Annotated in this window: 9 protein-coding genes; 7 read left to right on the top strand and 2 right to left on the bottom strand. The window is 76.0% G+C overall.

Features of this window, described 5'->3' with window-relative positions:
* Nucleotides 1-7: 7 nt before the first annotated feature.
* The 3 genes from HH311_RS29065 (at nt 8) to HH311_RS29055 (ending at nt 3,961) form a co-directional block, all read left to right on the top strand.
* Nucleotides 8-988: a triacylglycerol lipase gene (locus tag HH311_RS29065; protein WP_248304358.1), complete on the top strand. Its 981-nt coding sequence runs from the start codon at nt 8-10 to the stop codon at nt 986-988.
* Between the two features lie 432 nt (nt 989-1,420).
* The gene (locus HH311_RS31155; RefSeq protein ID WP_312030486.1) at nt 1,421-2,485 is read left to right on the top strand and encodes a M23 family metallopeptidase; all 1,065 of its coding nucleotides are present in this window, start codon (nt 1,421-1,423) and stop codon (nt 2,483-2,485) included.
* Between the two features lie 90 nt (nt 2,486-2,575).
* Nucleotides 2,576-3,961 (top strand): carotenoid oxygenase family protein, encoded by a 1,386-nt coding sequence (locus HH311_RS29055; RefSeq protein WP_169187238.1) that lies wholly within the window; start codon nt 2,576-2,578, stop codon nt 3,959-3,961.
* A gap of 4 nt (nt 3,962-3,965) precedes the next feature.
* Here the strand turns inward: HH311_RS29055 and HH311_RS29050 are convergent, their stop codons facing one another.
* Nucleotides 3,966-4,802, bottom strand: coding sequence for an oxygenase MpaB family protein (locus HH311_RS29050; protein ID WP_312030485.1), 837 nt, complete (start codon nt 4,800-4,802; stop codon nt 3,966-3,968).
* 85 nt (nt 4,803-4,887) lie between these two features.
* Nucleotides 4,888-7,203 carry a DNA helicase PcrA gene (gene pcrA, locus HH311_RS29045; protein WP_248304359.1) on the bottom strand — a complete coding sequence of 772 codons (2,316 nt, stop codon included), beginning with the start codon at nt 7,201-7,203 and terminating at the stop codon, nt 4,888-4,890.
* A 597-nt stretch (nt 7,204-7,800) separates the two neighbouring features.
* Here pcrA and HH311_RS29040 point away from each other — a divergent pair.
* The 4 genes from HH311_RS29040 to HH311_RS29025 form a co-directional block, all read left to right on the top strand.
* Entirely contained in the window at nt 7,801-8,130 is a 330-nt protein-coding gene (locus HH311_RS29040) for a chorismate mutase (protein ID WP_169187215.1), read from the top strand.
* A gap of 58 nt (nt 8,131-8,188) precedes the next feature.
* A complete protein-coding gene (locus HH311_RS29035) occupies nt 8,189-8,509 on the top strand; it encodes a hypothetical protein (protein ID WP_169187214.1) in 321 nt (106 codons plus the stop codon).
* 338 nt (nt 8,510-8,847) lie between these two features.
* Entirely contained in the window at nt 8,848-11,190 is a 2,343-nt protein-coding gene (locus HH311_RS29030; RefSeq protein WP_169187213.1) for a hypothetical protein, read from the top strand.
* Between the two features lie 122 nt (nt 11,191-11,312).
* On the top strand, nt 11,313-12,893 hold a 1,581-nt coding region (locus HH311_RS29025; RefSeq protein WP_312030484.1), incomplete at its 3' end, for a serine/threonine-protein kinase.

The raw sequence follows: 12,893 nt of genomic DNA, 5'->3' as shown, positions 1-12,893 counted from the left end.
CGACCTCATGCACGTGACCGGGGTCATGTCGCCGACGGGGGCGATGACCACAGAGCCGGAGGCCGGGCGCCCCGAGGCGTCCGCGCTCACCTCCGTGACCTCCGCGGCCGCGACCGCGTGGAACGGGCTGTCGTACCTGGCCCGCACGATGGGGGTCCCCCGGGGCCTGCGCGGCCTCGCCGTCGAGGTCGCCTGGACCGCGGTGCACCTCTCGGTCTACCCGTGGGGCCTGCTCGACGAGGCCCTGCGTCCCGGCGGCGTCCACGCCCACCACCGCACCGACCACCTGCCGCCCGGCGAGCGGTCGCTGCTGGTCTCCGACCTCGACGGCGCGGCCATCCCCGTCCTGCTGGTCCACGGCATCGTCGACAACCGGTCGATCTTCGTCCACCTCGCGCGGGTGCTGCGCCGGCGCGGCCACGGCACGGTGCAGGCGGTCAACTACAGCCCGATGACGGCGTTCACCGGCGACATCCGGGCCGCCGCGCGGGACCTCGGCGAGCACGTCGAACGGCTGTGTGCGGTCTCGGGCAGCGACCGGGTGCACGTCATCGGCCACTCGCTGGGCGGGCTCATCGCCCGCTACTACGTGCAGCGCCTCGGCGGCGACGCCCGCGTCGACACCCTGGTCACCCTCGGCACCCCGCACCGTGGCTCGGCGATCGCGCACCTGCTGCCGCCCACGCTGGTCCCCCGCCAGCTCCAGCCCGGCTCGGACCTGCTGCGCGAGCTCGACGAGCCCGCCGTGGGCTGCCGGACCCGGTTCCTCGCGGTGTGGAGCCGCATGGACCAGCTGATCATCCCGCAGCGCAACGCCCGGCTCACCCACCCCGACCTCGAGGTGTCGAACGTCCGGCTCGACCACGTCGGGCACATGGCGATGACGATCGACCCGGAGGCCGTGCACCTCGTGACGTGCGCCCTGTCACGGACCCGGTCCACCCGGGAGCGCGCCGCCGAGGCGGCGCTCACCCAGGCCGCGGGCTGAGGCAGGGCGGGGCCCGCCCCGTCGCCCGTCCCGGGACGGGCACACCACGCAGCTCCGCCGGCCACCGCGTCGGCCCCACGTGCCCCTGATCGTCCGAGCCGCCCGCGCCCCGCGCTCCCCGGACCACGACGGGCGCACCACGCGCTCCCCGTGGCGTGCGGGGCTGCCCGACGTACCCCTCACGTGCGGCGGCCGCCGGTCGAGCCGCCCGTCGGAGACCACTCGGCGCGCCCGGACGCACGCACGGCGTGGAATTCGACCGAGTGCTGGTCGGGGGTTTGCCTACCCTTGGGTTTCCGTGCCACGGTCGGTGCGCTCCCCATCACGGTGCGGTCACGAACGGCTCACGGATCGACCCCGACGATCCGGCTCGGCGCTCCCCACGCCACCGCCACACGTTCCTGCCCGCGCCCCGACCGCGAGAGGATGGTCGTGGCGCGTCACAGCTCCCCCCGCCCGACTCCGCCCTTCGCCACTCCCGATCCACCACGCGCGCTCGGCCTGCTCACCGGCTTCGCCACGCCCGCCCTCGCCGGCGTGCCCGCCGGCCTGCCCGGCCCGTTCACCGGCGGCCCGCGTCGTCCGGAGCCGCGCCCCGAGCCGCGCCGTCCCGAGCCCCGCCGGCCGGAATCGCATCTCCCCGAGCCGGGCCGGGCCGCCGCCACCGGTCGCACCGCGTCCTTCGTCGGCGGCTCCGGCCGCGCGCCCGCGCTGCCCACCCGGGCGCCGTCGACCGTGCGGCCGGACGCCACCGGCCCGTCGCCCGCCGGCGAGGCGGGACGCCGTCGCGGGCCGCTGAGCGGGCGCCTCGCCGTCACGGCGGTCGCCGCCGGCGCGATCGCGACCGCCGGGCACGCCCTGGCCACCGACCTCGACGCCCCGACCGGCGAGACCCGCGCCGACCTCGCACTGTCCTCGGCGAGCACCGCGGGCACCACGGGCACCGCCGCCCCCGCCGACGCCCTCGACGCGGCCACCACCGGCGTCATGGCCGTCTCCCCCGAGGCCTCCACGGCCGCCCCGCACGCCGCGTCGCTCGCGAAGGCCCGCAAGGTGACCGACGCGGCCGCCGCGCGGGAGGCCGCCGCCCGGGCGCCGGAGTTCGTGAAGCCGGCCCAGGGCCGGTTCACCTCCGGGTTCGGTGCCCGGTGGGGCGCCGAGCACAAGGGCATCGACATCGCGAACGCGATCGGCACCCCGATCGTCTCGGCGGCCGACGGCACCGTCATCGAGTCCGGCCCCGCGAGCGGCTTCGGGATGTGGGTCCGCGTGCAGCTCGCCGACGGCACGGTGAACGTCTACGGGCACATCAACCGCTCGTACGTGCGCGAGGGCCAGAAGGTCAGGGCGGGGCAGGAGATCGCCGAGATCGGCAACCGCGGCCAGTCCACCGGCCCCCACCTGCACTTCGAGGTGTGGACCCCGGGCGGCACGAAGATCAACCCCTTGCCGTGGCTCGCGGAGCGCGGCATCTCCCTCGGGCCGTCGACCGACTGAGCCGTCCGTCCTCCACCGGGCCGCCCTGCGCGGTCCGCGGCGCGGGCGCAGGCTGGGTGGCCCAGGCCGCCGTCGTCGGAGGGACCCGCCCTGAGCGCCGTCGAGGACACCCGCCCGACCCACCTCGCGGGCCACTACGCCCCCGTCCCCGACGAGATCGACGTCGTCGACCTCCCCGTCGAGGGCGCGCTCCCACCGGAGCTCGACGGCCGGTACGTGCGCAACGGCCCGAACCCGCTGCCCGGCGCCGATCCCGGGCACTGGTTCCGCGGGCACGGGATGCTCCACGGCGTGCGCCTGTCGGCCGGGCGCGCCACCTGGTACCGCAACCGCTGGGTGCGGACCGGGGCACTCGCCGGCCGGCGGTTCCTGACGTGGCGCGGGGTGGACCTCACCGCCGTCCCGGCGAACACCCACGTCATCGAGCACGGCGGGCGGCTCCTCGCGCTCGTCGAGCAGGGCCTGCCGCACGAGGTCGACCGGGACCTGGGCACCATCGGCCCCTGCGACTTCGGCGGCCGGCTGCGCACCGCGATGACCGCCCACCCGAAGACCGACCCGGAGACCGGCGAGCTGCACTTCTACGGCTACTCGCCGGTCCCGCCGTACCTCACCTACCACCGGCTCTCCGCCGCCGGCGAGCTCGTCGTCAGCCGCCGGGTGAAGGTCCGCAGGCCGACGCTGATGCACGACGCGGCCATCACGGCCCGGCACGTGGTGTGGCTCGACCTGCCGCTGACGTTCTCGCTGCGCCGGATGGCGACCGGCTTCCCCTTCGGCTGGGACGAGTCCTACGCCGCCCGGCTCGGCGTCATGCGCCACGACGACCCGACGGCGACGGTGCGCTGGTTCGAGATCGACCCCTGCTACGTCTTCCACGTCGGCACCGCCCACGAGGACGAGACCGGGCGGATCGTCCTCGACGCCGCCCGGTACGGCGCCGCCGACATGGCGGCCGCCTGGTCGGGGAGGGCGCGCCGGACGCGGTCGGGGGTGGCCGGCGCCGACCCGGCCGGCGAGTCGGCCGCGCTGGGCGTCGCCCGGATGCACCGCTGGACGCTCGACCCGGCCACCGGCGCCGTCACCGAGGCCCCGCTGCACGACCGGCCGGTGGAGTTCCCGACCCTGGACCCGGACCGCGTGGGGCGCGCGGCCCGCTACCGCTACGCGGTGACCTCGACCGCCCGGGCCAACGCCGTCGTGCGCCTCGACCTCGCCACCGGCGACGCCACGGCCCACGAGCTCGGACCCGACGTCAAGGCGGGCGAGGCGGTGTTCGTCCCCTCCGCCCGGCCGGGACGCGACGAGGACGAGGGCTGGCTGCTGACGATCACCACGCGGGCCGACGGGACGGCATCGCGGCTGCTGGTGCTCGACGCCGGCGACGTGACCCGCCAGGTCGCCGCGGTCACCCTGCCGCGCGGGGTGCCGACGGGGTTCCACGGCTCCTGGCTGCCGGAGCCCGCCGTCGGGTGAAGCGTCAGGCGCTGCGGACCAGGTCGCGGGCGCGGGCGATCCGCGGAGGCATCGGCGGGTCGGGCAGCAACGTCGTCGCGCCCCGGGTGAGCCGCAGCGCGACCGACGTGACCGCGTCGGTGGTGGGCAGCCCGGGCAGGCCGTAGAGCCGGCGGGCCCACCGGGGCAGCGTGCCGAACGCGAGGCCCGCGATGGTCGAGAGCGCGACGGCGGCCGTGGCGGGCGCCTCGGGCTGGGGGCGCAGCAGCCCGCCGACGCCGAGCCGGGCCTCGTCGGTGAGGCGCAGCGCCGGCCGCACGCGGTCGAAGTAGGCGGCCAGCTCGGCCCGGGAGGACGGCACCGCCGCCGGGTCGAGCCCCACGACCGCCGCGGCCCGGACGCTCTCGGCGACATAGGCGTCGGCCTCGGCGGCGTCGCCCAGGACCCCGGCGCGCCGGGCGACGTCGACGTACGAGTCGATCTCGCAGGCGTGCACCCAGAGCAGGTTCTCGGGCAGGTCGAGCCGGAAGTCGGTGCCGGTGTCGGGGTCGTGCCCCCGCAACGCCGCGTGGAGCCGCCGGACGCGCGTCGCGGCGGCCTCGATCTCGGCGGAGCTGCCGAAGGTGCGGGTGCCGACGAACTCGACGGTCCGCTGGAAGCGCGGCCAGGCCTTCTTCGGGTCGAACAGCGCCGAGTTCTGGTAGGTCCCGCGCATCACCCGCGGGTGCAGCGACTGCAGGAGCAGCGCGCGCATCCCCGCCACCCAGAGCACCGGTTCGAGGTGCACCCGCCAGGTCACCGAGTCGGGGCCGAAGAGGCCGTCGTCGTCCTGCGCTCCCCCGATGCTGCCGATGGTGTCCACACCGCTCCCCGGTCGTCGATCCGCGGCGGGCGGCTGGCTGGTCGACCGCGCCGGGATGGCTACCCCGGGGCAAACACCGCGTCGACTACAGCTTCTGCATCGGCACGCCGCCGATGAGCATGAGGCGCACCGTCCCCGACGACCCGAAGTCGATGGTCGCGGTCTGCTTGGACCCGACGCCGTCGACCACCGTGACCAGGCCGAGGCCGTACTTGTCGTGGCTGACGCGGTCGCCCACCTCGAGCTGCAGGGTCGGCGCGCCCGACCCCGACGACCGCATGGGCGACGGCCGGGACCGCGCGCCGGTGAGGTCGCGGCCCCAGGTTCGCCCGGAGCCGAAGCTCGTCGACGCGGAGGGGGCGGCGCGCTCGGGGCCGCTGCGGCGCCAGTCGACCACCGTGTCGGGCAGCTCGTCGAGGAACCGGGACGGTGGGTTGGCCTGCGGCTGCCCGAACGCCGACCGCATGAGCGCCCGGGAGACGTAGAGCCGCTGCTGGGCGCGGGTGATCCCGACGTAGGCCAGCCGCCGCTCCTCGGAGAGCTCGGTGGGGTCGGCCAGCGCCCGCTGGTGCGGGAACACGCCGTCCTCCCACCCGGTGAGGAACACGACGGGGAACTCGAGGCCCTTCGCGGTGTGCAGCGTCATCAGCGTGACGACGCCGTCGCCGCCGTCGGGGATCGAGTCGGCGTCGGCCACCAGCGACACCCGCTCCAGGAACGCCTCCAGCGATCCCGGCTCGGGACCGTCGCCGTCGGCGACCACCCCCGCCGGCACGTCCGCCGCACCGTCGGTGGTGGCGTCCTCGGCGACCGCGGCGGTGGCCCGCGCGTCGCCGACGAACTCCCGGGCGACGCTGACGAGCTCGGTGAGGTTCTCGAGCCGCGACTGCTCCTGGGGGTCCTCGGAGTGCTCGAGCTCGGCGCGGTAGCCGGTCTTGTCGAGGACCGCGTCGAGGGTGTCGGCGACCTCCTCGCCGCTCGCCACCCCCTCGTGCAGGGAGTCGAGCATCTCGACGAAGTCGGCGATGTTGCGCTGCGAGCGCGTGGCGAGCCCGTGGACCTCGCCCGCCGCGGCCCGGCGCAGCGCCGCGGCGAACGTGACGTGCTCGCGCTCGGCGTGGTCGGCGACGACGGCCTCGGCGCGGTCGCCGATCCCCCGCTTCGGCACGTTGAGGATGCGCCGCAGCGAGACGGTGTCCTCGGGGTTGGAGAGCACCTTGAGGTAGGCGAGCGCGTCCCGGACCTCGCGGCGCTCGTAGAAGCGCACGCCGCCGACGATCTTGTACGGCATGCCGAGCCGGACGAACACGTCCTCGAAGACGCGGGACTGGGCGTTGGTCCGGTAGAAGACCGCCACCTCGCCGAAGCGGACCTCGCCGCCGTCGACGAGCCGGTCGATCTCGGCGGCGACGAACGCCGCCTCGTCGTGCTCGTTGTCGGCGACGTAGCCCACGACCTTCTCGCCGTCGCCCTGGTCGGTCCACAGCCGCTTGTCCCGGCGGTCGGGGTTACGGGCGATGACCCCGTTCGCGGCGGTGAGGATCATCTGCGTGGAGCGGTAGTTCTGCTCCAGCAGGATCGTGCGCGCCTCCGGGTAGTCGCGCTCGAACTCGATGATGTTGCGGATCGTGGCGCCGCGGAAGGCGTAGATCGACTGGTCGGCGTCGCCGACCACGCACAGCTCGGCGGGCGGGGTGGAGCCGTCCTCCGAGCCGGAGGCCAGGGCCCGGACCAGCTCGTACTGCGCGTGGTTGGTGTCCTGGTACTCGTCCACGAGCACGTGGCGGAAGCGGCGCCGGTAGTGCTCGGCGACGTCGGGGAACCGGGTCAGCAGGTCGACCGTGCGGGAGATGAGGTCGTCGAAGTCGAGCGAGTTCGACGACTGCAGCCGCTGCTGGTACGCCGCGTACACCTCGGCGCAGCGGCGCTCGTAGTCGGTGCCCGCGGCCTCGGCGGCCGTCAGCGGGTCGGTCAGCTCGTTCTTCCACGCCGAGATCTGGCCGAGCAGCCCCCGCGGCGGGTAGCGCTTGGCGTCGAGGTCGAGCTGCTTGGTGATCGTGGTGACGAGGCGCCGGGAATCGTCCGCGTCGTAGATCGAGAACGTGCTCGACAGGTCGAGGTGCTTGTACTCCCGGCGCAGGATGCGCACGCACATGGAGTGGAACGTCGACACCCACATCGCGTTCGCGCGCCGCCCGACGAGGGCCGCCACCCGCTCGCGCATCTCCGCGGCGGCCTTGTTGGTGAACGTGATCGCGAGGATCTGCCCGGGGTGGGCGCCGCGGGCCAGCTGCCAGGCGATGCGGTGGGTGAGCACGCGCGTCTTCCCGGACCCCGCCCCGGCGACGATGAGCAGCGGCGACCCCGAGTGCACCACGGCCTCGCGCTGCTGCGGGTTCATGCCCTCGAGCAGCGCCTGCCCCGGGTCCGGACGGCGCTCGTCGCGCCGCGGCGCCCGCTCGTCGCGGCGACCGTCGTCGTGCCGCCCGTCGTCCTCGCGACCCTCCTCCTGGCGCCCCTCGTCCTGGCGCCCCTCGTCCTGGCGACCCTCTTCCTGGCGACGCAGCGCCGTCGTCCCCGCCGCGCCGGCGAGGCGCGCCGCCAGACCGGCCGCCGCGCTGGGCCGGGACGCCCGGGCCGACCCGGTGTCAGTGCTACTCATCGCCTGGTCACGCTACCCGCCGCCCCCGACAGCCCGGGGCCTCCTCGTGGCTTCCGGTCGACGGGCACACCACGCACCCCGACCGGCCCGCGGACCTGCCCGAGGTGCCCCTCGACGCCCGGGCCCGCGCGGGCCGTCACCGTGGCGTCGATCCACGTCCCGGACTACGCTGCACGCGTGCTGGCGAGAGGGCGATTTGCCTACGGGTACCGGACCCCGGTGCCCGTGGTCGCCCGGCACTGACCCGCCGCCCACCACCCGCCCCGGAGTCCGAGGACCCCGGGGCGTTCGCGTGCCGGGGTCCGGACGGCTCCGACCCCTCGGAGGACCAACGCCGTGACCGACACCCCGACCTCGACCGACACGCCGAGCGACACCCCGGCGGACGACGCCGGGCCCGCCGGCCTCGCGCCCGCCACCGCCGAGGAGATCCCGGACCTGCGGGTCGAGATCGACGCCATCGACGCCGAGATCCTGCGCCTCATCAAACGGCGCTCCGAGATCTCCCAGCGGATCGGTCTCGCGCGGATGAACGCCGGCGGGCCCCGCATCGTCTACAACCGCGAGATGCAGGTGCTCGCCCGGTTCCGCGACCTCGGAGCCGAGGGACGCGAGCTCGGGATGATCCTGCTGCGCCTCGGCCGCGGCAGGCTGGGCGGTCGCTGAAGGCCGGACACGCCCGCAGCAGACGCCCACCACGCACCGGAGCTGGCATTCTGGTTGCATGGGTACGGTCATCGACCTGATCGCGACGATCGTCGCGGTCCTGGGTCTGCTCGGCGCGCTGGGCTACGGCGGCTACCTCCTGATGCTGCAGTCGGTGGCCAAGAAGCGCCCCGGCGCCGACCACCTCGCGGCGGACGCGCGCAAGCGCCTCCCCGCGGCCGGCGGGCTCACGCTCGGCGCGCTCGTGGCCCTGCTGTTCACCAGCGGCGGCCTCGCGCCCGACGTCATCGGCCTGCTCCTCGGCGGCGGCATCGGCCTCGTCTCGGTCAACCAGCTGCAGGCGGCGCGCAAGCGTCTCGCCAACCCGCCGTCGGTCTGACCGCCGCCGTCTCTCCCCCGTCCGGCCCATCCTGGGCCGGACGAGTGGCGGTACCGCGCACGGATCGTGGCCACCCACGGTCACCACGTTGCTCCGCACCGTCGCCGAGCGGCACGTTCCCATCGGTGAACGACCGTTACTCCGCGACGTGTGGGTCGTTCGGACGAGTGACGGTCGTTTCTGGCGGGTTCTGTCCGCGATACGTCCACACGGCGACGCGGGACGGTCGATGGGCCCATGCGACCACTCAGCGCTTCGCCGCTCACCCAACCCACGGGTAAACAGTCTTCCCACGGAGTGAACCGTTCGGCGGGGGCTGACCTTTCAGGAGTGGCGACGTGAGCATCTCGGCGTCGATGCACGGCGGCGATGATCGGCGGATGCGCAGGATGAGCGGGTGGGCGGGCCTGTCCGGCACCGCGGGACCGGCGGACCCGGTCCTGCCCCCGCTGCCGGAGGCGCCCCACGAGCGCGGCCGCGGCCCCCGGCACAAGACCGGCATCGCCGTGTCGGAGCTGGTCCTGCGCGACGACACCGGCTCCTTCTCGACGCCGGGCGCGGTCGTCACCGCCGGCGGGCGGATCCAGCGCCACGCCGCCCCGCTGGCCCTGCGCCACAGCGCGGCGACGACCCGCGTGACGACGGCGGCCGTGCTCGTCGGCGGGACGGCGCTCGGCGTCGTCGGCGCCGCTCTCGGGCCGGCGATCCCGCCGCTCGACGATTCCCCCGGCGTCGGCCCGGACGGCACCCCCATCACCGCCCAGCCGGTACCCGGCGCTCCGGGATCGCTCGGCACGCCGGTCACGATCACCCCGCAGACCATCGCCTTCAGCACCAGCGTGGCCGAGGCCCTCGGGCTGCCGGCCGGAGCCCTGGGCGGGGTCCTTGCGGGCGTCGCCGCCACCCCGGGAACGACGTCGCTCCCCGGCGCGGCCGCCGTCACCGCGCCCGTCCCCGGCGGGACGGGTGGGGTCACCACCACGACGCCCGGCGCGGGCACCGGCGCCGGGGGTCTCCCCGGGGTGCCGACGCTGCCCGGCGGTGGGAGCGGTGGCGGCGGTGCGGGGGGCACACCGGGTACCGGCTCCGGCGGCGGCGGTGTCGGCGGGGCGGTCGGCTCCATCGGCGACGGTGTCGGCGGCGCGGTCGGCTCCATCGGCGGCGGCGTCGGTGGCGCCGTGGGCTCGATCGGGGGCGGCGTCGGCGACGGCGTGGGCGCGGTCGGCGGCGGCCTGAGCGGTGCCGTCGACGACCTCGGCAACGGCGATCTCGGCGGGGCCGTCGGCTCGATCGGCGGCGGCGTCGGTGGCGCCGTCGGCTCGATCGGCGGCGGCGTCGGTGGCGCCGTCGGCTCGATCGGCGGCGGCGTCGGTGGCGCCGTCGGCTCGATCGGCGGCGGCGTCGGCGACGGCGTGGGCGCGATCGGCGGCGGGGTCGGCGGGGCCGTGGGCTCGGTCGGGAGCACGGTCGGCTCGGTGGGCGGCGACCTCGGCGGTGCCGTGGGCTCCGTGGGCAGCGGTCTCGGCGGAGCGCTCCCCGCGCCCCTCGGCGGGCTCGTCAGTGGAACGACGGGCGCCCTGGGCGGCACGGTCGGCGGGCTCACCGGCACCGTCGGTCAGACGGTCGGCTCCGTCGGCGGCACCGTCACCGGCGTGAGCGGCACGGTCGGCAGCACGGTGACCGGCCTGACCGGCACCGTCGGGAGCACCGTCACCGGCGTGACCGGCACCGCGGGCGGCGCCGTCACCGGCCTGACCGGCGGCGTGGGCAGCACCGTCGACACGCTCGTGGCCCCGCTCGGCAGCACCGTCGACGCGCTCGGCGCCGTGACCGGCGGCGTCACCTCCGCCGGCGGGACGTCGGACCTGACGGACGCCGTGTCCGGGCTCCTGTCCGGCGCCACCGGCGGTGGCACCCCGGCCGCCGCGAGCACGCCGCCCGAGCAGACCCCGGCCGCCGTCGCCGCCCCCGCCGCGACGGCCGCGTCCCTGGTCCCGACGACCGCCAGCACAGCCGCCGACTACGTCGCCAAGACCTCGCAGGCGGCGACCGGGACCGCCGGCAAGCTGGTCGACCTGACGGTCACCGCGCCGACGGCGGCGCCCACCACGCCCACCACGTCGGCCCCGGCGAGCTCCCCGGCGGCGTCCACCCCGGAGAGCAGCGTCGGGTCGACGGTGGAGAAGACGACGGGCACGGTCACCGGCCTCGTCGGCGGGCTGACCGGCGGCTCCGGGACGGCGAGCTCCGACTCCTCGGACTCGACGTCCTCCGACGCCGGGTCGTCGCGGTCCACGTCCTCCGACTCCGGGAGCTCCGACTCGAAGGGCTCGGACTCCTCCGAGGCGACGTCCTCCGACTCCGGGAGCTCCGACTCGACGAGCTCAAGCTCCTCGGACTCCGAGCACTCCGCGTCGTCGGACTCCAAGGACTCGTCGAGCTCCTCGGAGTCGAAGGACTCGAGCTCCTCGGACTCGAAGGACTCGGGCTCCTCGGGCTCGGGCTCCTCGGGCTCGGGCTCCTCCGACTCGGGCTCCTCCGACTCGGGCTCCTCCGACTCGGGCTCCTCCGACTCGGGCTCCTCCGACTCGAAGGGCTCGAGTGACTCCGACGGCGGCTCGAAGGACCTCGTCGGCTCCGTTGCCGGCGCCGCGTCGGGTCTGCTCGGCGGCGGCCACTGAAGCCGCCCGCCCCGTCCGTCGGGACACACGTCACCCGACCGTGGGACCCCGCGAGCCGTGACCTCTACCCTGATGCCGCGAGGGGGCCCACGGGGGCCGCAGGCTCGGGCGGAGGGAGGCCGGTGACACCTCGTCGCGTCGTCGCCGGGCGGTATCGCCTCGAGGAGCGGATCGGCTCGGGTGCGATGGGTGTCGTCTGGCGGGGCACCGACGAGCGCCTGGGCCGCGTCGTCGCGGTCAAGCAGGTCTTCCTCAACCAGGGTCTCGACGAGCGCGAGGCCGACGAGGTGCGCCAGCGGACGCTGCGGGAGGGCCGGATCGCGGCCCGGCTGCAGCACCCGCACGCGATCTCGGTGTTCGACGCGTCCATCGAGGGCGACGAGCCGTGGCTGGTCATGGAGTACCTGCCCTCGCGCAGCCTGGCCGCGATGCTCGGCGAGCACGGCCCGCTCGAGCCGCGGCTGGTCGCGCGGATCGGCCGGCAGGTGGCGGACGCCCTCGACGCCGCCCACCAGGCCGGCATCGTGCACCGCGACGTCAAGCCGGGGAACGTCCTCATCGGTGCCGACGGCACCGTCAAGATCACCGACTTCGGCATCTCCCGCGCGACGGGCGACCTCACGCTCACCCGCACCGGCATGCTCGCGGGCACGCCCGCCTACCTGGCCCCCGAGGTCGCCCGCGGCGAGGACTCCACCTCCGCCTCCGACGTGTTCTCCCTCGGCGCGACGCTCTACGCCGCCGTCGAGGGCGTGCCGCCCTTCGGCTCGGACGACAACGCGCTCGCGCTCCTGCACAACGTCGCCGCGGGGGCGCTGAACCCGCCGGTGCAGGCGGGCCCGCTGACCGCGCTGCTCATGCGCCTGCTGCGGACCGACCCGCAGGAGCGCCCCAGTGCGGCCGAGGCCCGCCGCGAGCTGGGCCGGATCGCGCACTCGTCGACGTCGACGTCCACGTCCGGCTGGTCGCGGTCCGAGCTCGACGCGGCCGACGCCCGCATCCCGGACACCCGGCGCCCCGCCGAGTCCGACCCCGTCACGCCCGGCGGCCGCGGGCGCCCCGCCCCCACCCCCACCTGGCGCGGGAGCCCGTTCGACCTCGAGGCCGAGTCCGGCGAGGCGCTGCGCAGCCCCGCGCCCTCACCCCGTGGCAACGGCTCCGGACCGCACCCGACCCCGGCCGAGGCGCGGGCGTTCGCGCCGGCGCCGGCCGCCGCCCCGGCCCCCGCCACCGGCCGGCGCGGCCGGCCGACCACCCTCGTCGTCGTCGTGGTCCTCGCGCTCGCCCTGCTCGCCGGGATCGTCGTGGCGTTCCTGGTCGCGCGCCCCACGGGCTCGGACACCGGGGCCACGGGCGCGTCCGTCGGCGCCCCGCCGACCAGCGCCCCGGTCGACGAGCACGCGGCGATGGTGTCCGCGGTGCGCGACTACTACGGCATCGTCCCCGGCAACCCCGCCGCCGGCTGGGCCCGGCTCGGCCCCGAGCAGCAGCGCTCCTCCGGCGGCTACGCGGCCTACCAGGGCTTCTGGTCGACGATCTCGTCGGTCCAGGTCTCCAGCGCCACCGCGGTCGACGACGACACCGTGCGGGCGTCGCTGCTCTTCTTCCCGCAGGGCCGCTCCCCGGTGCGCGAGACGCACGACCTGGGGATGATCCAGGGCACGAACGGCGCGTGGCTGATCGACTCCGACCGGGTGCTCCCG

The organism is Actinomycetospora sp. TBRC 11914 (genome assembly GCF_012933465.1).
GTDB lineage: Bacteria > Actinomycetota > Actinomycetes > Mycobacteriales > Pseudonocardiaceae > Actinomycetospora.
The sequence above is the reverse complement of the archived record's forward strand: the minus strand, read 5'-3'. Positions and strand labels throughout refer to the sequence as shown.

Excerpts from the sequence above, each read along its gene's own strand:
- HH311_RS29065 (WP_248304358.1), top strand. The coding sequence starts at position 8 with ATGCACGTGACCGGGGTCATGTCGCCGACGGGGGCGATGACCACAGAG.
- pcrA (WP_248304359.1), bottom strand. The coding sequence starts at position 7,203 with ATGAACCCGCAGCAGCGCGAGGCCGTGGTGCACTCGGGGTCGCCGCTG.
- HH311_RS29035 (WP_169187214.1), top strand. The coding sequence starts at position 8,189 with ATGGGTACGGTCATCGACCTGATCGCGACGATCGTCGCGGTCCTGGGT.